The following is a 19,322-nucleotide window of genomic DNA, read 5'->3' as shown; positions in this document are numbered from 1 at the left end:
ATCGTGATCAATGGTCGCCGCGCCGGTGCCCGCTGCGGGCCGCCGTGCTGGCCGGGTCGCTCGGCTCGGCAGTCGGATCGGTCGATGCCGGGCTGCTGGACGGGTCGTCGCTGGGGCTCGGCGACGGCGACGCGCTGCCGGTGTCCGACGGCGTGACCGTCGGCACCGAGGTCGGGGTCGGCACCGGCGGGGTCAGACAGTCGCAGTCCGCACTGGTCGGCGCGCCGGGCGCGGCGGGCCCGGGGCGGGGCGCGGTGGCCGGTCCGGGCGCCGGCAGCGCCAGCTTCTCCGGCGGTACGCGCACCGCACCGGCCGTGGTGGCGGTAGTGGTGGCGGCCGTGGTCCCCGCCACCCCCGGCCGGGCCGCCGTGACACCCTGGCCCATCCCGGCGTTCGCGGCCAGCGTGCCGTCCGTGCCGCCGTCCGCCCCGGCGACCGCGAGCGGGTAGGGCCCGGTGCCGGCGGGCTCGTCGCCGAGCAGCGCACCCAGGCCGTTCACCACGGCGAAGTAGCTGCCCGCGGCGCCCACCACGGCCAGCGTGCCGAACGCGGTCACGGCCAGGGCGCGGCGCGGCGGGCGACGGTAGCCGACCGGCTCGCCCCCGGTCGTGCCGTCGACCCCGCTGAAGGTGCTCATGCCGGTGGACGTGACGTCCGGACCGGACACCGGCTCGGCCGGCGTCGGGTCTTCCTCGCGGCGGCCCAGGTCGTAACGCAGCGAACGCCACGCGCCGGCCATCTCGGTGCGGCTTCTCCGCAGCAGGCTCATCGGGTCGGTACTCCGCTTCTCATCTCGTACCCGCTCCCCGCCGGGGCTCCGGCGGGCTGTGGCAGGCTGGATACCGTGAACGAATCAGTGACCGCGGCTCCGGCCGCGTGGGTCCCATTGCCGGATGTTGCCGACAAATTGGACCTGTCCATCAGCAAGGTGAACCAGATGGTGCGCGACGGCGACCTGCTGGCCGTGAAGCGCGACGGCATCCGGGTGGTGCCGTCCGAGCTGATCGCCAACGGCATCGTGCTCAAACACCTCCCCGGCATCCTGACCTTGCTTCGCGACGCTGGGTACAACGACGAAGAGGCGCTCCGGTGGCTCTACACGCCCGACCAAGATCTGGACGGGAACCCCGCGCTCGGCCTGGGCGGTGACCGCGCCCGCGAGGTCAAGCGGCGCGCGCAGGCCCTCGGATTTTGACCGGATGAGGCACCTGTCCTACCTGTTCGTCCTGGCGGGCTGCCTGGTCGCCGCGCTCTGGCTGGAGCCGGTGTTCCGGGTCAACGTGCTGCGGCGGTGGCGGCGGCTGGTGCTCACGGTCGTGCCGGTGGTGGTGATCTTCGTGCTCTGGGATCTGGGCGCGATCGCGGCCGGGCACTGGACCTTCGACCCGGCCCAGACGACCGGCATCGTGTTCCCGGGCGGGCTGCCGCTCGACGAGGTGCTGTTCTTCGTGGTCGTGCCGGTCTGCGCGGTGCTCGGCTTCGAGGCGACCCGCGCGGTGCTGCGCAAGCCGGTGGGTGACGAGTGAGTTACACCGTCGCGGCGCTGCTCGGCGTGCTGGGGGCGGTGCTGGTCGACCTGTTCGTGCTGCGCACCCGGCTCGTCCGGCGGGTCGCGTTCTGGGCCACGTACCCGATCATCATCGTTTTTCAGCTGCTCTCCAACGGCATCCTGACCGGCCGCCACATCGTCGTCTACGACCCGGCCGCGATCATCGGCCTGCGGATCGCCTACGCGCCCGTCGAGGACCTGCTGTTCGGCTTCGCGCTGGTGCTGCTGACGCTGTCCATCTGGGTATGGCTCGGGCGGCGTGGCGTGCAGCGCAAGCCGGCCGCCGGCGAGGGCAGCAAGCTGCTCGCCCGCCTGCGCGGTTAGACCGTTCGTCTGATGGCGGCGTCGGCGAGGCCGTCCAGGACCGTCCGCGACTCCGGCTCGATGTCGGCCGCGGCCAGTGCGGCCCGGGACCGCTCGTTCAGCGCCGCGATGCGCTCCTCGGTGCGGGCCAGCGCGCCCGAGTCCCGGATGATCCCGCGCAACCGCTCGACCCCGGCGTCGTCGAGGCCCGGATCGCCCAGCCCGGCGTCCAGCGCGGCCCGATCCGCGGCCGGCGCCGCCTCGAACGCCGCCGCCACCAGATAGGTCCGCTTGCCCTCGCGCAGATCGTCACCGGCCGGCTTGCCGGTCATCGCCGGATCGCCGAACACACCGAGCACGTCGTCCCGCATCTGAAAAGCCTCACCCAACGGCAAACCAAATTCCGTGTACGCCAGGGAGAGCGCCTCCGGCGCACCGGCCAGGGCGGCGCCCATCAGCAGCGGCCGCTCCACCGTGTACTTCGCCGACTTGAAACGGGCCACCTTTCCGGCCCGCTCCAGCGAGGTGTCCGCGGTGACCTGGGCGAGCACGTCGAGAAACTGACCCGCGGTGACCTCGGTGCGCATCGCGTCGAACATCGGCCGCGCCCGGGCGAGGTCGCCGTCGGCCAGCCCGGCGGTGTGCAGCATCTCGTCCGACCAGACCAGCGCCATGTCGCCGAGCAGCACCGCGGCCGCGTCCCCGAACGCCGCCGCTCCGCCGTGCCAGCCGGCGTCGGTGTGCCGGGCCGCGAACCGCCGGTGCACCGCGGGCTCGCCGCGCCGGGTGTCCGAGCGGTCGATCAGGTCGTCGTGGATCAGCGCGCTGGCCTGCACCAGTTCGAGTGCGGAGACGGCCGCCACCACGGCGTCCGAGTCGGTGGCGCCGGCGCCGCGATAGCCCCAATAGGCGAATGCCGGGCGCAACCGCTTGCCGCCGCCCAGCACGAAGATCTCCAGCGCCTCGCACACCTCGGCCAGCGCCGGGTCGATGGCCATCATGCGCTCGCGCTGCGTCGCGAGGAACACGGTCAGCGCCTTGTCGACGCGGTCCCGCAGGCCGGCCTGATCGAGCGGGAAGGTCTCCACCGCGTCAAACTAGCCCGTCACCGGCTGCTCGGCATGCGCGGAGCAGCCGGTAGAGTCACAGTGTGTCTCTCGGTCTGCCCTCCAAGCTGCCCACCTCGCCCTCCATCGGCGAGTTGATCAAGGGCCCGGCGCCGACCTTCTCGTTCGAGTTCTTCCCGCCCAAGACCCGCGAGGGCGAGCGCCTGCTGTGGCAGGCGATCCGCGAGCTCGAGTCGCTGCAGCCGTCGTTCGTGTCGATCACGTACGGCGCCGGCGGCACCACCCGGGACACCACCGTGGCGGTCACCGAGCGGGTGGCCACCGAGACGACGCTGCTGCCGATGGCCCACCTGACCGCCGTGAACCACTCGGTCGCCGAGCTGCGCAACGTGATCGGCCGGCTGGCCGGCGCCGGCATCCGCAACGTGCTCGCGGTGCGCGGCGACCCGCCCGGCGACCCGATGGGCGAGTGGGTCCGGCACCCGTCCGGCGTGCTCTATGCCGAGGACCTGGTGCGGCTGCTGCGCGAGGTCGGCGACTTCAGCGTCGGGGTGGCGGCGTTCCCCTACAAGCACCCGCGATCGGCGGACATCGAGTCGGACACCCGCAACTTCATCCGCAAGTGCCGGGCCGGCGCCGACTTCGCGATCACCCAGATGTTCTTCGAGGCGGACGAATACCTGCGCCTGCGCGACCGGGTCGCCGCGGCCGGCTGCGACACGCCGATCGTGCCCGGCGTCATGCCGGTCACCCGGATGGCCACCATCGAGCGGTCCAGCCAGCTCTCCGGCGCGCCCTTCCCGCCGGCGCTGCTGGCCCGCTTCGAGCGGATCGCCCACGACGAGACCGCGATCCGCGAGCTGGGCGTCGAGCTGTGCAGCCAGATGTGCGCCCGGCTGATCGACGAGGGCGTGCCCGGCATCCACTTCATCACGCTCAACCGCTCCACCGCGACGCGCGAGGTCTGGCAGCAGCTGGCCCCCGTGCCGGTGCCTTGATCTGGGGCGACTACGCGGCCGCCTGGTCCGCGCTGCACGGTGGCTTCGACCCCGACAAGGCGTCGCCACTGGTCCGCGGCTGGGTGCGGATCGCCTGGCGGGCCGGGGTGCTGCTGGGCCGGTTCGGTGTCGCGCCCACCACGGTCACGATCTGCGGCCTGCTGCTCTGCGCGCTGGTGCCGGTGGCCGCGCTGGGCGGGCCGTGGGGTCTGGTCGGCGCGGCGTTCCTGGTGCTGGCGGCCGGTTTCGCGGACTCGTTCGACGGCGCGGTCGCGGTGGTGACCGGCCGGGCCGGGAAAGTGGGTTTCGTCGTCGACTCGGTCGCCGACCGGCTCGGCGAACTGGCCTGGCTGGCGGCACTGTGGGTCGGCGGCGCGCCGGGCTGGCTGGTGGTGGTCGGCGGCGCGCTGAGCTGGCTGCACGAATACCTGCGCGCCCGGGCCACCGTGGCCGGCATGCCGGACATCGGCGCGGTCACCGTGGGGGAGCGGCCGACCAGGGTGTCGGTGGCGATCAGCGGCCTGCTCGTCGGGGGAGTGGCCGGCCTGACCGACCCGTCCTGGGATGCGGTGGTGGTGACCCTGGCCGCGGCGATCTGGGCCCTGCTCGGCATGGTCGGGCTCGTCCAGCTGGTCCTCGCCGTCCGCCGGGCCCTCGCCTGATCCGTCTGCCGGGCCCTCGCCTGATCCGTCTGCCGGGCCCTCGCCTGATCCGTCTGCCGGGCCCTCGCCTGATCCGTCCGCCGGCGCCCTGCTTCCGGCGCTGTGCACGCTTGGCCGGCCGTGTGACGATGGGTCGATGAGTGATGAGCCCGTTCTCGAGGTGGAAGACGACCAGCAGCGACGCTCCGCCCGGTTCGGGAAGCTGCCGCCCCGGGTGCGCCCGGACGACATGGTCGCGATGACCGAGACCGAGCCGCCGCGCGTGCAGCCGGAGTCGGCCGGCGGCGAGGACCAGTGGATGCTCCGCACCGCCGCCGGCTGATCGTCGATCCTGGAGACCGCGATGGGCGACCGCTCGCGGGCGCCCATCCACAGGGAGGCCTCTCCGCGGCCGAAACTTGTCGTACCCCACCCCTAACTTGATGCCCACCCAGTGCCTGGGTGGGGGAGGTGGCGGCGCGGCGGGCGGGTGAGGTGGCGGCGCGGCGGGCGGGTGAGGTGGCGGCTTCGCCGACGTGCGGCGAACCGGTCGGTCAGCCCGGCTTCGCTTCGGCTTGTGCGGTTGGCTTTGTTCCGGCTTGTGCGGCTGGCTTCGCTTCGGCCTGTGCGATTGGCTTTGTTCCGGCCTGTGCAGCTGGCTTCGCTTCGGTTTGCGCGGCTGGCTTTGCTCCGGTTAGCGCGGCTGGCTTTGTTGCGGCTTGCGCGGCTGGCTTCGCTTCGGGCGATGCGGCCGGCGGGTGGCGCAGGGCGATGACGGTGATCAGCAGCGCGGCCGCGACGAAGGCGGCGGCCACCAGGAAGGCGGCGCTGTAGCCGGAGCGCAGGGCGTCGACCGTCGAGCCGTCGGCGACCGCGGCCGCCACCGAGGCCAGCACGGCCAGGCCCAGGGCGGCGCCGGCCTGTTGGGCGGTGTTGTTCAGGCCGGAGACCATGCCGGTGTCCTTCGGGTCGGCGCCGGCCATGGACAGCATGATGAGCGGCGGGACCGTGATGCCGACGCCGAGGCCCATGATGATCAGCGCGGGGAGCATACCGGTCAGGTAGGACAGTCCGGCCGTGGTGCGGCTGAGCAGGGCCAGGCCGATCATCAGCAGGGCCAGGCCGGCGATCAGCACCCGGCGCGGGCCGAAGCGGGCGGTCACCCGCGGCGCCACGAAGAGCGAGACCAGGCCGATCACGATCGGGGTGGGCAGGAACGCCAGGCTCGTGGTCAGCGGGTCGTAACCCATGACGCGCTGGAGGTTGAGCGTGTTCAGGAACTGGAAACCCAGGCCGGCGGCGAAGATCAGCACGACGGCGCCGCTGGCGGCGAGCAGCCAGGGCCGGGCGAGCAGCCGCAGGTCGATCAGGGGGTGGGCGGCGAGCTTCTGGCGTACCAGAAAACCGCCGATGAGCAGCACCGCGACCAACCCGATCAACCACCCACCTGGGCCCTCGGCCGTGCGCACGATGGCGTAGACGCCGAGCGACAGGCCGGCCGTGATCAGCAACGCGCCCGAGACGTCGACGCCGCCGCTCAGCCCGATGCCGGGCTCGCGCGGGAGCACCCGCCACGCACCGAGCCCGACCAGCACACCGACCGGCACGTTGATCAGGAAGATCCAGGGCCAGCCGACGGAGTCGGTGAGGATGCCGCCGAGCACGAAGCCGATCGCCGCGCCGCCGGCCTGCACGAAGCTGTAGATGCCCATGGCACGGGCCTGCGCGCCCGGCGACGGGTAGAGCCGCACGATCATGCCGAGCACGACGGCCGAGGCGAGCGCGCCGCCCGCGCCCTGCACGAAGCGGCCGGCGACGAGCAGTTCGGCGGTGCCGGCGAAGCCGCAGAGCAGGCTGGCCAGCGTGAAGAGTACGAGGCCCGCGAGGAAGACCCGCCAGGCGCCGAGCAGGTCGCCGAGTCGCCCGGAGAGCAGCAGCAGGCCGGCGAACGCGACCAGGTAGCCGTTCACCACCCAGGCCACGCCGGCGTCGGAGAACGCCAGGTCGGACTGGATGGCCGGGATGGCGATGGCGACGATGGTGCTGTCCAGAACGATCATCAGAGCCATGGCGCAGAGCACGGCGAGCGCGGCGTCACGGCGATCGGTTGCAGCAGTCATGGCCCGACCGTAACAGATAATCCGTTAGCGGACGATCCGGCAGTGACCTATCTGCCGCGCGGCCGGCGTACCGGGCCGGGGTCGCGGTTGTCGGCCAGCAGGCCGAGGGCCTCGACGAAGGAGGCCCGATCATCCGCGGACAATCCGGCCAGCGCGTCGGCGTGGACGCGGTCGACGATGCGTTGTCCCTCTTTCGCCTTGGCGCGGCCCTGCTCGGTCACCGCGATGATCCGCGCGCGCCGGTCGGTGGCCGACGGGCGCCGCTCGGCGAAACCGCGTTTCTCCAGGTCGTCGACGGTGGTGACCATCGTGGTCTTGTCCAGGTCGGCCAGGGCCGCGAGCTGGATCTGAGTGCGCTCCTCCTCCATCGCGTGCACCAGGACGCACTGCATGCGCGGGGTGAGGTCGATGTCGGCGAGAGCGGCCGCGAGCCGGTTGGAGAGCGCGTGGCCGGCCATGTTGAGCAGGCCGGTGATGTCGCGGACGGTTCGCTGAGGGGCTTGGCTTGCCATGAAGTGATCCTAGCGCGGGATCATCCGCTAGCGGACGATCTGAGCCTGGCTTTCCCCTGGCTGGATGCGGGGCGGCCGGTGGATCTGCCCCCGTGCCGATCCACCGGCCGCCGGCTGATGCCCCGAGAAAAGCGTTGCTCAGCGCAACCGTATGACGACCGTCGATAACGGACAACCGATTTAAGATCACGAGTCGCGTTTGCTAAATCCATTTAACCCAGGCCTTCCCTGTGTGCGCCGCTGATGTGATCCACCCCACAGGCCTGATGGCTGTCAATGATCTGTTGACGGCTTTACGGTCGGCGGGTGGAGCTGGGGGAGCTGGCGCGGACGGTGGCCGCCCGGGCCGCGCTGGACGAGCGCGAGCTGCGGCTGATCGACCAGGCCCGGCGGGACGGCGCGACCTGGGCCGAGATCGCTACGGCGATGGGGCTGGCCAGCCGGCAGGCGGCCGAGCAGCGACGGCAGCGGTTGGCGGCCGCGGTGGCGAGGGCCGAGGCGATGCGCCGGGACGAGCTCGACCTTCGCTACGGGGACGACATCGCCGCCTTGCGGGCGGCGACGGTGGCGCTGGATCGGCGGCTGGCGGCGGATCCGCGGTGGGATCAGCGCTTCGTGCGGGCGGCGTTGGTGCGCGAGACGGTGGCGGCGGCCGCCGAGGCCGGGCCCGGGCCGTTGTTCGCGTTGGTCGCGCAGGCGGTCACGGACATCGCCGAGTCCGGCGTGACGGCGCTGCCGTCGGCGACAGCGGCCGCGGTGGGCCGGGTGCGCAAGGCGCTGCGCGCCGCCGTCCCCGCTTGACGATCGCGAGCGCGACGTTCCCTCCGAGCCGGCTACCGGAAAGCGGCGGCGCGCGTGCGAAAAGGGCTTACCCGAGCCGTATGCCGTTGGCTCCCGGCATGGCGGACGAGGACCTGATGACGCACGGTCGACAGTGGCGAGCCCGAGGCACCGGCACGGCCATCGGCATTCTGGCCGGTGTCGCGGTGGCCGCCGGTCTGGCGGCCGGCCCAAAGTAGGCGGTGGAAGTGGCGGGGTCGGCGTTGGGGCAAAGGACCCCACCGCCCCCGCGGATCGCGGTATGACCGAGCACCAGGCGCAGCGCCAGCACGATGGGTCGCCAGGACTATGTGACGTCTCGAGCACCGTAGGCAAAGGCGCGCCCTGACGGTAGCGAGACAAGATGCTTGTAGCCACTTCCTCCGGAGTCCCCCATGGCCCCATGACTCCGTCGAAGACGGACTCGTATCCCGCCCGCGCGAACTGCCCAGCTGCCGCACCCGAGGCGCGGATGACCGTCTGGTTCTGATCCTTCGCCTCTGGCAGCCATGGCTTCTGCGCACCCTGGTCCAGGAATCGGAAGAAGGCGTCTCCGCGGATCAGAACGCTTGGTGAGAGACGCGAAGAAGCGATGGAGCTGACGGTCGACTTCCCGGCTCCGGGTGGCCCGGCGATGACAAGCAGCGTGGACATCTGGCCCCTGTGTATTCGCATCGCACGGCGTTATCAACGCAGTATCGGAGACGTTGAGGTCACCATCCGGCGATCGGGCGCCGACCCCATCCGGCATCGTGCAGACCATTCGTGAGGTAAGCGGTGCGTGGAGTGCGGTCCCCGATGCCCTGGTGGGTCCGCGGGCGAGGTTGCACTCGACGGCCAGGGCGTCGCCGTCGGTCAGGCAGGTCCGGTAGAGGTGCTCGTACCTCAGCGTGCGATGGCGGCGATCCGCTACGGCGACGAGGCCGGCTCTCCGCAACCAGGGTTGAATCGTTCGTCGGGAGCTCCCGGTTGGGCCCACAAACGCCCACCCCGAAACCGCACTCCTGGAACGCCCTCCAACATCCGGTGGGGCCCGATCAGGCTCGCCAGGGCCTGCGAAAGGTCGCCCCGGATCTCGGCAATCGCCTGTTCCAGGGTGTCCTTCTCCACGGACCAGTCGATGTCCGCATCTCGCAGGTCTTGGACTGCCCTTTCCTCGACAGCCATCGGATCGTCAACCACGACCTCGATCCGGCAGTACACCTGCATCACAGTCTGTCCCTCGCCTGTCATGAACGTCAGCGTCCCACGACGGGGGCGGTCGAATGCGCAGGCTGCTCCCGACCGCAGCCGCGAACTCAACTGGATCCAGATCGACAGCGGCGGTCTGACGATCACCACCCGCACGGGCCCGCTGGCCGCGGTCGAGTCGATGTGGACGGAGTCACCCGGCGTCCGCACCGTGCTGATCCCGTGAGAACAGCACCTCGAGGTCGCGTTCCGCATAACGCCGGTGCTGCCACTCCTCGTTGAGCACGGTCTCGAGCACCTCACGCACCGGCAGCGGACCGGGCGGCGGCCAGCCCGGCGCGTCGATCCCCTCGGTGTGCCCGGCCAGCTGCTCGTCGGTGAGCCCGGCCAGCACCTCGCGGACCGTGCCCATGCGGTCGCGGCGCAGCTCGAGCACCTCGTCGAGGGACGGGCGGGCGGTGCGGTCGCGCGGCGTGCCGGGGGAGTCCTCCATCTGGTCCCACGGCAGGTCGAGCGGGTGCCACGGACTCGGGTCGCCGAGCATCGCCCGGCGCACCCAGGCATCCGTGGCATAGAGCAGATGCCGCAGCGTCTCGATGAAGGACCACTCGCGATCGACCGACTCGTGCAGCAGCGCGGGATCGAGCCGCCGCGCCCGGGCCACGGTCTCGGCCCAGCGCCGCTCGATGATCTGCCACGCCTCGCGGAAGCCGTCGGCGTCACCCGGCCGCATCTTGGCGTTCTCCGGATCGCGGCGGTCGAGCTCGGCCTGGATCAGCGGCACGACGTCGACGCCGTTGATCACCAGGTTGGACACCCACCCGTCGACGCTGACGTCGGAGAGATCCACCCCGCGCATCGTCACGCCGTGCAGGTTGACGTGCTCGAACCGCGCCCCGGACAGGTCTTCGTCTCGGAACAACCTCATGCCGGAGAACCTAAAACCCGAGTACGACACGTCAACAGAACATTGACACCATTGACCCAGACACGCGCAACTTTGCAGCATGTGGCGCATGCGACGCAACGCGATGCTCTTCGTGGCGATCTCCGTGGTGGCCGGATTCGGCAGCACCGCGATGGCGCTGGTGGCCGGCGTCTGGATCCTCGACCTCACCGGCTCGGTCAGCCTGGCCGGGCTGGCGGGTCTGTGCGTCTATGCCCCGACTCTCGCCGCGCCCTGGCTGGGCGGGCTGGTCGACCGCTTCCCGCGGCGGCGCCTGGTGATCGTGGTGGACCTGCTGCTCGCCGCCGTCCTCACGTCACTTCTGCTGGTGCGTGACCGCGGACAGGTCTGGCTGATCTTCGCGGTGCTCCTGGCGTACGGAATGAGCTATGTGCTCTTGGACGCCGGCGAGAGCGCACTGCTGCCGGCGGCGATCCCGGCCGACGCGCTGGGCGACGTGAACGGCTGGCGATCCAGCGCCCAGGAGGGGATGAAGCTGATCGCGCCACTGGCCGGGGCGGGCATCTATGCCTGGCAGGGCGGCGGCGCCGCGGCCCTGGTCAGCGCGGCGATGCCGATCGTGGCGGCGGTGCTCTACACGATGCTGCGCCTGCGCACGCCGCCGATCGTGCCGCCGCGCGAGCGACCCGGCCTGCGCGACGGCCTGGCCGTGTTGTGGGGGAGGCCGGGTATTCGCCGTCCGGTGCTGGTGGCGGCGGTGGCGATCGGTCTGTCCGGGTTCGCGACCGCGTCGGTCTTCTCGCGGGTGACCGCCGGCCTGGGGCTGCCGTCGACCTTCCTGGGCGTGCTCGGCGCGGCCCAGGGCGCCGGCTCGATCCTCGGCGGCCTGGTGGTGGGCCGGATCATCGCCGCCCACGGTCCACTCCGGACCGGCGGGGTGGGCGTGGCGGTCTTCGGCCTCGGCAATCTGCTGCACTGCCTGCCGTGGTGGCCGGCGATGGTGGCCGGCAGCGTCACGATCGGCATCGGCCTGCCGTGGACGCTGGTCGCCGGCCTCACGGCGATCCAGACCGGCACTCCGGAGCGGTTGCTCGGCCGCGTCTCCGCGACCTCGGGGACGATCATGTTCGGTCCGATCGCCCTGATGAATCCGCTGGGCGCGGCGGTGGTCCACCTGGGCGCGCGGGTCGCGCTGATCTCCGCGGCGGCGATCTGCGCGATCACCGCAACGGCAGCGCTGCGCGCCCACCGAGATCAAGACCCGGATCCGGGTACGCCGGAAAGCGCCGTCGAGGCCACCTCAGCCCTGAACCCCGCGCCCAGCACCGCTGCAGATCTGAGTCGCAGAAGATTCAGGTGAGTGGAACGGGGGAGCGCCACGGCTACCGGGCCAGGGCGGCCGGGTCGTCCGCGTCGCTGACTTGGCCCAGCAGCGCGTCGTCGCCGGACGCCAGCTTCCAGCCCAGGTTGTAGGCATCGGCCGCCGTTAGAGCTTGCCGCGCAGGGCCTTGCGGTAGTCGGTGTTGAGGCGGCCGATCAGGCTGAGCGGGATGCCCTTCGGGCAGACCGTGGTGCACTCGCCGGCGTTGGTGCAGCCGCCGAAGCCCGCCGCGTCCTGCGCCTCGATCATGTCGATCACGCGGCCGGCCCGTTCCGGCTGGCCCTGGGGGAGCAGGCCCAGGTGGGACACCTTGGCCGCGGTGAAGAGCATGCTCGAGCCGTTCGGGCAGGCCGCCACGCAGGCGCCGCAGCCGATGCAGGTGGCCGCCTCGAACGCCGCGTCCGCGTCCGCCTTCGGCACCGGGGTCGCGTGCGCGTCGGGGGCGGTGCCGGTGGGCGCCGAGATGTAGCCGCCGGCCTGGATGATGTCGTCGAACGAGCTGCGGTCGACCACCAGGTCCTTGATCACCGGGAAGGCCCGCGCCCGCCACGGCTCGACGTCGATGGTGTCGCCGTCCCGGAAGTGTCGCATGTGGAGCTGGCAGGTGGTGGTGGCCCGCTCGGGACCGTGCGCCACGCCGTTGATCATCATGCCGCACATGCCGCAGATGCCCTCGCGGCAGTCGTGGTCGAAGGCGATCGGGTCGTCGCCGTCCAGGATCAGCTTCTCGTTCAGGACGTCGAGCATCTCCAGGAACGAGGCGTCGGGGGAGATGTCCTTCACGTCGTAGCCGACCATGCGGCCACGGTCGTCCGGGCTGGTCTGGCGCCAGACGCGCACCTGGATGTCCATTACTTGTAGCTCCGCGTGCTCGGGTGAACGTACTCGAAATCGAGGTTTTCCTTGTGCAGCGTCGGCTTCTCGCCGTAGGCCCAGGCCGCGACGTAGCCGAAGTCGTCATCGTGGCGCAGCGCCTCGCCGTCGTCGGTCTGGCTCTCCGCGCGGAAGTGCCCGCCGGCCGACTCGCGCCGGTGCAGCGCGTCGATGCACATCAGCTCGGCGAGCTCGAAGAAGTCGGCGACGCGGCCGGCCTTCTCCAGGTTCTGGTTGAGCTGCTCGCCGGTGCCGGGCACCTTGACCCGGGTCCAGAACTCGTCGCGCAGGCCGCGGATCAGGCCGATCGCCTTGGTCAGGCCTTCTTCGGTACGTTCCATCCCGCAGTACTCCCACATGATGTGGCCGAGTTCGCGGTGGAACGAGTCGACGGTCCGGTCGCCGTTGATCTTCAAGAGTCGCGCGAGGCGATCGGTGACCGCTTTCTTCGCGTCGACGACCGCGGCGGCTTCCGCGGAAAGGGCCGGGAACGGCCCGCCCGCCAGGTAGTTGTTGATCGTGTTCGGCAGCACGAAGTAGCCGTCCGCGAGCCCCTGCATCAGCGCCGACGCGCCGAGCCGGTTCGCGCCGTGGTCGGAGAAGTTCGCCTCCCCGATCACGAACAGCCCCGGGATCGTGGACTGCAGGTCGTAGTCGACCCAGAGCCCGCCCATCGTGTAGTGCACCGCGGGATAGATCCGCATCGGCACCTCATAGGGATCCTCGCCGGTGATCCGCTGGTACATCTCGAAGAGGTTGCCGTACTTGGCTTCCACGGCCTCGCGGCCGAGCCGCGCGATCGCGTCCGCGAAGTCCAGATAGACCCCCAGCCCGCCGGGCCCGACCCCGCGCCCCTCGTCGCACACGTTCTTCGCGGCGCGCGAGGCGATGTCGCGGGGGACCAGGTTGCCGAACGACGGGTAGATCCGCTCGAGGTAGTAGTCGCGCTCGTCCTCGGGGATGTCGCCCGGCCTTCTCTCGTCAGAAGAAGCAACCGGAACCCAGACCCGGCCGTCGTTGCGCAGCGACTCGCTCATCAGCGTCAGCTTCGACTGATGCGTGCCCGACTCGGGGATGCAGGTCGGGTGGATCTGCGTGTAGCACGGGTTCGCGAACAGCGCGCCCTGGCGATGCGCCCGCCAGGTCGCCGTGACGTTGCAGCCCTTGGCGTTGGTGGACAGGAAGAACACGTTGCCGTAGCCGCCGGAGGCCAGCACCACCGCGTCCGCGAGGTCGGTGCTGATCTCACCGGTGACCAGGTCGCGGACCACGATGCCACGGGCGCGGCCGTCGACCACGATGAGCTCGAGCATCTCGTGCCGGGCGTGCATCTCGATGTTCCCGGCCGCGATCTGCCGTTCCATCGCCTGGTAGGCGCCGAGCAGCAGCTGCTGCCCGGTCTGACCCCGGGCGTAGAACGTGCGGGACACCTGGGTGCCGCCGAAGGAACGGTTGTCGAGCAGGCCGCCGTACTCACGGGCGAACGGCACGCCCTGCGCCACGCACTGGTCGATGATGTTCACCGACACCTCGGCCAGCCGGTACACGTTGGACTCGCGGGCGCGGAAGTCGCCGCCCTTCACGGTGTCGTAGAACAGCCGGTAGATCGAGTCGCCGTCGTTGCGGTAGTTCTTCGCGGCGTTGATGCCACCCTGCGCGGCGATCGAGTGCGCCCGCCGCGGGCTGTCCTGATAGCAGTAGGACCGCACGCGGTAGCCGGCCTCGGCCAGCGTCGCCGCCGCCGAGCCGCCGGCCAGCCCGGTGCCGACCACGATCACCGACAGCTTGCGGCGGTTGGCCGGGTTGACCAGCTTGGCCTCGAAGCGCCGGCGTTCCCAGCGGGTCTCGATCGGCCCGTCCGGCGCGGCCGTGTCGCGAATGGGGTCGCCTTCTTGCCACAGATCCATGTCAGCTCACCAATCCGGTCAGGACGGCGAACGGCACCGAAAGGTAGCCGATCACCAGGACGAGCGAGAGCACCAGCGCGGCAAGCCGGGCCCGGCGCTCGCCGCGAGGAGTCTGCTGGCCCAAGGTGCGGGCCGCGCTGAACAGGCCGTGCCGCAGGTGCAGGCCGACGGCGACGATCGCGAGTGTGTAGAAGAGCGTCACGTACCAGCGGTCCGGCGCGAAGTCGGCGACCACGTTGGCGTGCGGGTGCGCCTTGTCGCCGATCGGGTTCAGCGTGCCGGTGGTCAGGTCGAGGATGTGGTAGACCACGAAGAGCAGCACGATCACGCCGCCCCAGCGCATGGTTCGCGCGGCGTAGCTGCCCTGGACCTTGGCGCGGTGCGCGTACCGGACGGGTCTGGCCTGTCGAGCGCGGCGCGCGAGAATCGTCGCGGCCGCCACGTGGCCGATCAGCGCGAAGGTCAGCACCGCGCGCTGGATCCACAGATACCAGGTCTCCGGCAGCAGTGGCGTGCCGAGGGTGCGCAGCCAGTGCGCGTAGTGATCGAAGGACTCGGCGCCCACGAAGATCTTGAGGTTGCCCGCCATGTGCGCGAACAGGAAGCCGACCAGCAGCAGCCCGGTCACCGCCATCAGAATCTTCAGCGAGACCGTGCTGCGCGCCGCCGGCGCCTTCGTTCTTTCCAGAACCGCCACGCTTCGGACGTTAAACAGAGGTCGGTGATTCGTCTAATGCATGCCAACCCCAGTTGTCATAGACATAAGCTATCGGGATGCAGCTGCAGCAGCTCCGATACTTCCTGGCACTAGTCGAAACGCGACATTTCACCCAAGCGGCCGAATTGATCGGTGTGGCGCAGCCGACGTTGAGTAAGCAGATTCACACGCTCGAATCGTCCCTCGGCGCGCCGCTGTTCGATCGCGTCCGGGGCGCCGTGACGCTGACCGTGGCGGGCGAGACGCTGCTCCCGATGGCTCAGCGGATGATCGCCGACGCGGACGCCGCGGTGGACGCCGTGCAGGACATCGTCGGGCTGCGCCGGGGTGAGGTGCGGCTGGGCGCGACGCCGAGCCTGTGCTCGTCGCTGGTGCCGGCGGTGCTGCGCACGTTCCGGGCTGCCCACCCCGACCTGCGCCTGCGAGTGACCGAGGGCAGCTCGCCCGACCTGGCCGCCGGCCTGCTCGAACACACCCTGGACCTGGCCCTGATCGTGCAGCCGGGGCAGGGCGTCGACCCGGCGCTGGACGCCGTGCCGATCCTCCGCGAGAGCCTGGTGGTGGCCTCGGTCGCGGCCGGCCCGCCGCCGACCATCTCGCCGCATCTGGAGCTGACCGAGCTCGCGCACACCCCGCTGGTGATGTTCCGCCCGGGCTACGACCTGCGTGACGTGACGCTCGAGGCGCTGCGGCTGGCCGGGGTCACGCCGCGGTTCGCGGTCGAAGGCGGCGAGATGGACGCGGTGCTGGCCTTCGTGGAGGCCGGGCTGGGCGTCGCGGTGGTGCCCAGCATGGTGCTGGCCAACCGGCCGCTGCTGCGTTCGACGCCGCTGGCCGCGCCGGGTCTGCGGCGCACCATCGCGCTCGCCCACCGCCGCCGGTCGGTGCTGCCGCATGCCGCCGCGGCGTTGCGGGCCACCGTGCTCGAACACATCGCGACCGGGGGAGCGCTGCCGGACGGCGTCACCGTGCTCTCAACGTCCGCCACAGACTGACGGTCGAGAGCACCGACGCGACGCCGGCCACCGCCATCACCGTCGCCGGCGCGAACAACTCGGCCAGCCCGCCCGCGCCCGCCATCGCCAGGCCCTGCAACGTCATCGTGCCGGTCATCAGCAGCCCGAACGCCTGCCCACGGGACGCCTCCGGCGCGGTCTCGAGGAAACGTCGGGCCAGGCCGAGCTGATGGGCGAGTCCGGCGGCCGCGACCGCCAGCGCGGCGCCGGCGACAAAGATCCCAGGGTCAAAGGCAAACACCACCAGGGGTACGCCCATCAGCAGCGCAAGCCACGGAGTCAGCCGTTCGCGCCGGTGTGGCGGCAGGAAACGCGCGACCGCGAGCTCGCCGGCGAGCATCCCGCCCGCCGCGGCGGCGAGCAGCAGCCCGGCCGCGGACTCCCGGCCCGCCCCGGCGGCGAACGGCACCACGACACCCTCGGCGCCGACCATCAGCGAGGTCGGCAGCCAGTGGGCGAGCAGGAGTCCGCGCATCGGGCGGTCGGCGAGCAGCGCCCGGTTCACGCGCCAGGTCTGGCGGACGGCGCCCTGCTTCTCCTCGGCGGGCGGGCGCGGGTCGTGGTCGCGTACGCCGAATCGGTTGATCACCGCCGAGCCGGCGCACGCCGCGGCGGCCAGCCACAACGCACCCGGCGCGCCGACGAACGCGATCAGCAGGCCGCCGACCGCCGCGCCGGCCACCTGCATGCCCGCCGACACCAGCGTGAACAGCGACCGGCCGAGCACGAACCGGTCGCCGTCCAGCAGATCCGGCAGCAGCGCGGTGCGGGCCGAGTTGGCCACCGGCGCGAACGCACCGGTCGCGAAGACCAGCAGCATCATCGCGATCGGCGACAGCGGCCCGGCGGCCAGCAGCACCGCCACCACCAGGCGCAACAGGTCATAGGCGACGAGCAGCCGCCGCGGCCGCCACCGATCGGCCACCGACAGCAGCAGCGTCCCGCCCAGCGCCTGCGGCAGGAACCCGGCCACATAGGCCAGCGCGGCCAGCAGCGGCGAGCCGGTGCTCGCGAACACCAGCACGGCCAGCGCCAGCATCTTCACGGTCTCGCTGACCAGCATCAGCGCCTGGCCGCCGAGCAGCGCCCGGAACTCGGCCACCGCGAACACCTGCCGGTAGGTGGCCCGCTCGGTCGTCGTCATGCCTCGTACTCTCGCGGTCTCGTCGCGGCGCGGCTAAGCTTTCGCCCGTGGCCGAAACATGCTGATTGAGCTGGGACGAGCCGAGCTGGCCGAGTGTCGATATGCGATCTCCCCGCTGTTCGAGGCGCATCTCGCGCTGCGGGTGCTGACCGGCCTCGACCCGCCCGGCGTGCTGGCCCCGTGGGTGGCCCGCATGCGCCACCACCTCGCCCCGCTGCGCCGAGCCGAGCCCGCCGTCGGCGCCCTGATCGCGCTGTTCCGCCGCGACGAATACAACGCCGACTTCCTGCATCCACCGCCGCTGGGCCCGCGCGGCTCGTTCGCCGACGAGCTTGCCGTGCTCCGCGCCACCCCACCCGGCCGGGCCCGCGCCGAGCTCACCCGCAACCTGGCCGGCCATCGCCGCCCGCCGGCCTACGCCCAGCGGATCCTCGACTCCCCGCAGGTCGTGGACCGTTTGGCGGACGCCATGCAGGCCATCTGGGAGACCCTGATCGAACCGGAGTGGCTTCGCCTGCGCGCGGTCCTGGAGCGCGACATCGTGCACCGGGCCGGCCGCCTCGCCGCCTATGGCTGGGCCGCCGCTCTCTCCGACCTGCACCCCCAGGTGACCTGGGCCGACGGCGCGATAGCGATCCGCCACCGAGACACCGCGACATACCGGATCGCCGGCCGTGGCCTGTTGCTGGAGCCGACCGTCTTCGGCAATCTGATCCTCAGCACCCACCCGCCGGTGCCGTTCACGATGGTCTACCGGGCGCGCGGCGTGGCCGACATCTTCGGCCCGCCGGCGCCGCCCCGCGACGACGCGCTGACGCCGCTGCTGGGCGCCGGCCGAGCGGCGATCCTGCGAGCGCTGGCCGCGCCGGCCACCACCAGCCAGTTGGTCGCCCAGCTCGGCCTGAGCCTGGGCACCGTGGGCGGCCACCTCGCGGTTCTGCACGCGGCGGGCCTGATCAGCCGATCCCGCTCAGGCCGAGCCGTCAATTACACCGCCACGCCCCTGGGCCAGGCCCTGCTCTCCCCGGACGACCCGAAGTAGCCGGCGCTCACACCGAATCCACCCAGCCGCACGAACGCCAGCTGCTGCACTTCCCGGGAGATCTCCGCATGCAGGTGCCGGGCAACCAGTTCGAGCGTCGGCCGGAAGTCGAACAACTCGGTCCATGGCCGTGCCGCCAGTCGCGCACACTGCCGTTCGAGAACCTCGGTGACAGCGTCGGTGTCGACGAACCATCCCTGATCGGTGAGCTGTCCGTCGTCGAACCGCACCCCCGCCACCAGCGTCATCGGCACCGCGTCACCGGCCCCGACCAGCGGCGGCAGCCCACGCCGCCGCCGCACCGGCGACGGCAGCCCCTGCACGGCCCGAAACTCCTGCTCGATCTCCACGAGAAACGCCATGGGACTCATCGTGCCCGCCTTGCTCTGCACACATATACGCAACGGTTGCCGACGTCTTTTACCGATAGGTTGCACCCGTGGCGGTGACCAACCCCTGGCTGGCCGGGCCCAAGCCGACGAAGCGGATGGATCGGGAGCGGCTCGAGGAGCGCATCCTGAATCTGCTGTCGTCGCAGAACATGTGCGTCCTCGCCACCACCGGCCCCGACGGGCCGCTGGCCACGCCGGTCCGCTACTTCCACCTCGGGTTCACCCTCGTCTTCACGGCCCGTCCCACCTCGCCCAAGATGCGCAACATCCGCGCCGACCCGCGCATCTCGGCCGGCGTCTTCGCACCCCTGGTCGGGCAGGCAAGCAGCCGGGGAGCTCAAATCTTCGGCCGCGCCCGCATCCTGACCCCTGGCGAGGACGACTTCGAGCACTACTGGTCGGCGGTCCGCTGGCAATCCGATCACGTCGAACGATCCGGCTCCCTCAACGAACCGCCCGTGGGCGCCATCGGCGTGATCGCGGCAGATCGCATCGTCTACACGGAGCACTGGCTGCAGCGCGACGGGTTCGCACCCCGACAGTTCTGGCGCGCCGAGGCGCCACCCACGGCGCAGCCCTAGCTCGCGAGCCAAGCCGCCGCTGCCATCCCGCGACGTCCTGAGCGTGGCGGTCCCGGATCACCTGACCTGATAGGCGCAACACCTCGGGCGGGTGTGCTTCGGCCCTTTGCTCTGCGGCCTCTTAGGCAGCGCCTTGGCCGAGTGTGCGGTTGGGCGCTTTG

Annotated in this window: 22 protein-coding genes; 11 read left to right on the top strand and 11 right to left on the bottom strand. The window is 71.3% G+C overall.

Annotation, left to right across the window (positions count from 1 at the left end):
• Nucleotides 1-7 precede the first annotated feature (7 nt).
• Nucleotides 8-769 carry a hypothetical protein gene (locus ACZ6TI_RS21475; RefSeq protein WP_465347135.1) on the bottom strand — a complete coding sequence of 254 codons (762 nt, stop codon included), beginning with the start codon at nt 767-769 and terminating at the stop codon, nt 8-10.
• Between the two features lie 21 nt (nt 770-790).
• Between ACZ6TI_RS21475 and ACZ6TI_RS21470 the strand changes: the two genes are divergently transcribed.
• From ACZ6TI_RS21470 to ACZ6TI_RS21460, 3 genes are read left to right on the top strand one after another with little or no spacing between them, the layout of a single operon-like run.
• Entirely contained in the window at nt 791-1,195 is a 405-nt protein-coding gene (locus ACZ6TI_RS21470) for an Rv2175c family DNA-binding protein (protein WP_465347127.1), read from the top strand.
• Nucleotides 1,196-1,199: 4 nt separating this feature from the next.
• The gene (locus tag ACZ6TI_RS21465) at nt 1,200-1,526 is read left to right on the top strand and encodes a lycopene cyclase domain-containing protein (protein ID WP_465346858.1); all 327 of its coding nucleotides are present in this window, start codon (nt 1,200-1,202) and stop codon (nt 1,524-1,526) included.
• On the top strand, nt 1,523-1,873 hold the full coding sequence (locus tag ACZ6TI_RS21460; protein ID WP_465346857.1) for a lycopene cyclase domain-containing protein: 351 nt from the start codon (nt 1,523-1,525) through the stop codon (nt 1,871-1,873). The genes ACZ6TI_RS21465 and ACZ6TI_RS21460 overlap by 4 nt, the downstream gene beginning before the upstream one ends.
• Here the strand turns inward: ACZ6TI_RS21460 and ACZ6TI_RS21455 are convergent.
• Entirely contained in the window at nt 1,870-2,940 is a 1,071-nt protein-coding gene (locus tag ACZ6TI_RS21455; RefSeq protein ID WP_465346856.1) for a polyprenyl synthetase family protein, read from the bottom strand. The two genes, ACZ6TI_RS21460 and ACZ6TI_RS21455, sit on opposite strands and share 4 nt — an antisense overlap.
• Before the next feature lie 62 nt (nt 2,941-3,002).
• Here ACZ6TI_RS21455 and metF point away from each other — a divergent pair, with 62 nt between their 5' ends.
• The 3 genes from metF to ACZ6TI_RS21440 all read left to right on the top strand — a co-directional run bounded on the left by metF (nt 3,003) and on the right by ACZ6TI_RS21440 (nt 4,901).
• Entirely contained in the window at nt 3,003-3,917 is a 915-nt protein-coding gene (gene metF / locus ACZ6TI_RS21450; RefSeq protein ID WP_465346855.1) for a methylenetetrahydrofolate reductase [NAD(P)H], read from the top strand.
• Nucleotides 3,914-4,579 carry a CDP-alcohol phosphatidyltransferase family protein gene (locus ACZ6TI_RS21445; protein ID WP_465346854.1) on the top strand — a complete coding sequence of 222 codons (666 nt, stop codon included), beginning with the start codon at nt 3,914-3,916 and terminating at the stop codon, nt 4,577-4,579. The genes metF and ACZ6TI_RS21445 overlap by 4 nt, the downstream gene beginning before the upstream one ends.
• 136 nt (nt 4,580-4,715) lie before the next feature.
• Nucleotides 4,716-4,901, top strand: coding sequence for a hypothetical protein (locus ACZ6TI_RS21440; RefSeq protein WP_465346853.1), 186 nt, complete (start codon nt 4,716-4,718; stop codon nt 4,899-4,901).
• 211 nt (nt 4,902-5,112) lie between these two features.
• On the opposite strand, the gene ACZ6TI_RS21435 is transcribed toward ACZ6TI_RS21440, so the two are convergent.
• Nucleotides 5,113-6,678, bottom strand: coding sequence for an MFS transporter (locus tag ACZ6TI_RS21435; RefSeq protein WP_465346852.1), 1,566 nt, complete (start codon nt 6,676-6,678; stop codon nt 5,113-5,115).
• Between the two features lie 47 nt (nt 6,679-6,725).
• Nucleotides 6,726-7,190, bottom strand: a complete 465-nt coding sequence (locus ACZ6TI_RS21430; protein WP_465346851.1) for a MarR family winged helix-turn-helix transcriptional regulator — start codon at nt 7,188-7,190, stop codon at nt 6,726-6,728.
• Between the two features lie 306 nt (nt 7,191-7,496).
• On the opposite strand from ACZ6TI_RS21430, the gene ACZ6TI_RS21425 reads away from it, so the two are divergent.
• Entirely contained in the window at nt 7,497-7,991 is a 495-nt protein-coding gene (locus ACZ6TI_RS21425; protein ID WP_465346850.1) for a hypothetical protein, read from the top strand.
• Nucleotides 7,992-8,918: 927 nt separating this feature from the next.
• Here the strand turns inward: ACZ6TI_RS21425 and ACZ6TI_RS21420 are convergent.
• Nucleotides 8,919-9,356 carry a hypothetical protein gene (locus ACZ6TI_RS21420; RefSeq protein WP_465346849.1) on the bottom strand — a complete coding sequence of 146 codons (438 nt, stop codon included), beginning with the start codon at nt 9,354-9,356 and terminating at the stop codon, nt 8,919-8,921.
• Between the two features lie 37 nt (nt 9,357-9,393).
• The gene (locus tag ACZ6TI_RS21415) at nt 9,394-10,128 is read right to left on the bottom strand and encodes a DinB family protein (RefSeq protein WP_465346848.1); all 735 of its coding nucleotides are present in this window, start codon (nt 10,126-10,128) and stop codon (nt 9,394-9,396) included.
• A gap of 88 nt (nt 10,129-10,216) precedes the next feature.
• Here ACZ6TI_RS21415 and ACZ6TI_RS21410 point away from each other — a divergent pair, with 88 nt between their 5' ends.
• Nucleotides 10,217-11,467 carry an MFS transporter gene (locus tag ACZ6TI_RS21410; RefSeq protein ID WP_465346847.1) on the top strand — a complete coding sequence of 417 codons (1,251 nt, stop codon included), beginning with the start codon at nt 10,217-10,219 and terminating at the stop codon, nt 11,465-11,467.
• 126 nt (nt 11,468-11,593) lie between these two features.
• Here ACZ6TI_RS21410 and ACZ6TI_RS21405 read toward each other — a convergent pair whose 3' ends face one another.
• Genes ACZ6TI_RS21405 through ACZ6TI_RS21395 form a run of 3 tightly spaced genes read right to left on the bottom strand, consistent with a single transcriptional unit; the run spans nt 11,594 to nt 14,956 of the window.
• Nucleotides 11,594-12,340, bottom strand: a complete 747-nt coding sequence (locus tag ACZ6TI_RS21405; RefSeq protein WP_465346846.1) for a succinate dehydrogenase/fumarate reductase iron-sulfur subunit — start codon at nt 12,338-12,340, stop codon at nt 11,594-11,596.
• Complete coding sequence (locus ACZ6TI_RS21400) at nt 12,340-14,268, bottom strand: fumarate reductase/succinate dehydrogenase flavoprotein subunit (protein ID WP_465346845.1); 1,929 nt, start codon at nt 14,266-14,268, stop codon at nt 12,340-12,342. Before ACZ6TI_RS21400 ends, ACZ6TI_RS21405 begins: the two co-directional genes overlap by 1 nt.
• A 1-nt stretch (nt 14,269) precedes the next feature.
• The gene (locus ACZ6TI_RS21395) at nt 14,270-14,956 is read right to left on the bottom strand and encodes a succinate dehydrogenase cytochrome b subunit (protein ID WP_465347126.1); all 687 of its coding nucleotides are present in this window, start codon (nt 14,954-14,956) and stop codon (nt 14,270-14,272) included.
• Between the two features lie 80 nt (nt 14,957-15,036).
• On the opposite strand from ACZ6TI_RS21395, the gene ACZ6TI_RS21390 reads away from it, so the two are divergent.
• The gene (locus tag ACZ6TI_RS21390) at nt 15,037-15,981 is read left to right on the top strand and encodes a LysR family transcriptional regulator (RefSeq protein ID WP_465347125.1); all 945 of its coding nucleotides are present in this window, start codon (nt 15,037-15,039) and stop codon (nt 15,979-15,981) included.
• Here ACZ6TI_RS21390 and ACZ6TI_RS21385 read toward each other — a convergent pair.
• Entirely contained in the window at nt 15,950-17,146 is a 1,197-nt protein-coding gene (locus ACZ6TI_RS21385; protein ID WP_465346844.1) for an MFS transporter, read from the bottom strand. The genes ACZ6TI_RS21390 and ACZ6TI_RS21385 overlap by 32 nt on opposite strands.
• Nucleotides 17,147-17,204: 58 nt before the next feature.
• Here ACZ6TI_RS21385 and ACZ6TI_RS21380 point away from each other — a divergent pair, with 58 nt between their 5' ends.
• The gene (locus ACZ6TI_RS21380) at nt 17,205-18,188 is read left to right on the top strand and encodes an ArsR/SmtB family transcription factor (protein WP_465346843.1); all 984 of its coding nucleotides are present in this window, start codon (nt 17,205-17,207) and stop codon (nt 18,186-18,188) included.
• On the opposite strand, the gene ACZ6TI_RS21375 is transcribed toward ACZ6TI_RS21380, so the two are convergent.
• Nucleotides 18,134-18,550: a hypothetical protein gene (locus ACZ6TI_RS21375; protein WP_465346842.1), complete on the bottom strand. Its 417-nt coding sequence runs from the start codon at nt 18,548-18,550 to the stop codon at nt 18,134-18,136. The genes ACZ6TI_RS21380 and ACZ6TI_RS21375 overlap by 55 nt on opposite strands.
• 77 nt (nt 18,551-18,627) lie before the next feature.
• Here ACZ6TI_RS21375 and ACZ6TI_RS21370 point away from each other — a divergent pair, with 77 nt between their 5' ends.
• The gene (locus ACZ6TI_RS21370) at nt 18,628-19,161 is read left to right on the top strand and encodes a pyridoxamine 5'-phosphate oxidase family protein (protein WP_465346841.1); all 534 of its coding nucleotides are present in this window, start codon (nt 18,628-18,630) and stop codon (nt 19,159-19,161) included.
• Nucleotides 19,162-19,322 lie beyond the last annotated feature (161 nt).

Source organism: Actinoplanes sp. NPDC051388 (assembly GCF_055586225.1).
Note: the sequence above shows the minus strand (reverse complement) of the source record. Positions and strands in the feature narration are given on the sequence as shown.

Excerpts from the sequence above, each read along its gene's own strand:
- ACZ6TI_RS21475 (WP_465347135.1), bottom strand. The coding sequence starts at position 769 with ATGAGCCTGCTGCGGAGAAGCCGCACCGAGATGGCCGGCGCGTGGCGT.
- ACZ6TI_RS21465 (WP_465346858.1), top strand. The coding sequence starts at position 1,200 with ATGAGGCACCTGTCCTACCTGTTCGTCCTGGCGGGCTGCCTGGTCGCC.
- ACZ6TI_RS21440 (WP_465346853.1), top strand. The coding sequence starts at position 4,716 with ATGAGTGATGAGCCCGTTCTCGAGGTGGAAGACGACCAGCAGCGACGC.
- ACZ6TI_RS21435 (WP_465346852.1), bottom strand. The coding sequence starts at position 6,678 with ATGACTGCTGCAACCGATCGCCGTGACGCCGCGCTCGCCGTGCTCTGC.
- ACZ6TI_RS21430 (WP_465346851.1), bottom strand. The coding sequence starts at position 7,190 with ATGGCAAGCCAAGCCCCTCAGCGAACCGTCCGCGACATCACCGGCCTG.
- ACZ6TI_RS21415 (WP_465346848.1), bottom strand. The coding sequence starts at position 10,128 with ATGAGGTTGTTCCGAGACGAAGACCTGTCCGGGGCGCGGTTCGAGCAC.
- ACZ6TI_RS21410 (WP_465346847.1), top strand. The coding sequence starts at position 10,217 with ATGCGACGCAACGCGATGCTCTTCGTGGCGATCTCCGTGGTGGCCGGA.
- ACZ6TI_RS21405 (WP_465346846.1), bottom strand. The coding sequence starts at position 12,340 with ATGGACATCCAGGTGCGCGTCTGGCGCCAGACCAGCCCGGACGACCGT.
- ACZ6TI_RS21400 (WP_465346845.1), bottom strand. The coding sequence starts at position 14,268 with ATGGATCTGTGGCAAGAAGGCGACCCCATTCGCGACACGGCCGCGCCG.
- ACZ6TI_RS21385 (WP_465346844.1), bottom strand. The coding sequence starts at position 17,146 with ATGACGACGACCGAGCGGGCCACCTACCGGCAGGTGTTCGCGGTGGCC.
- ACZ6TI_RS21380 (WP_465346843.1), top strand. The coding sequence starts at position 17,205 with ATGCTGATTGAGCTGGGACGAGCCGAGCTGGCCGAGTGTCGATATGCG.
- ACZ6TI_RS21375 (WP_465346842.1), bottom strand. The coding sequence starts at position 18,550 with ATGGCGTTTCTCGTGGAGATCGAGCAGGAGTTTCGGGCCGTGCAGGGG.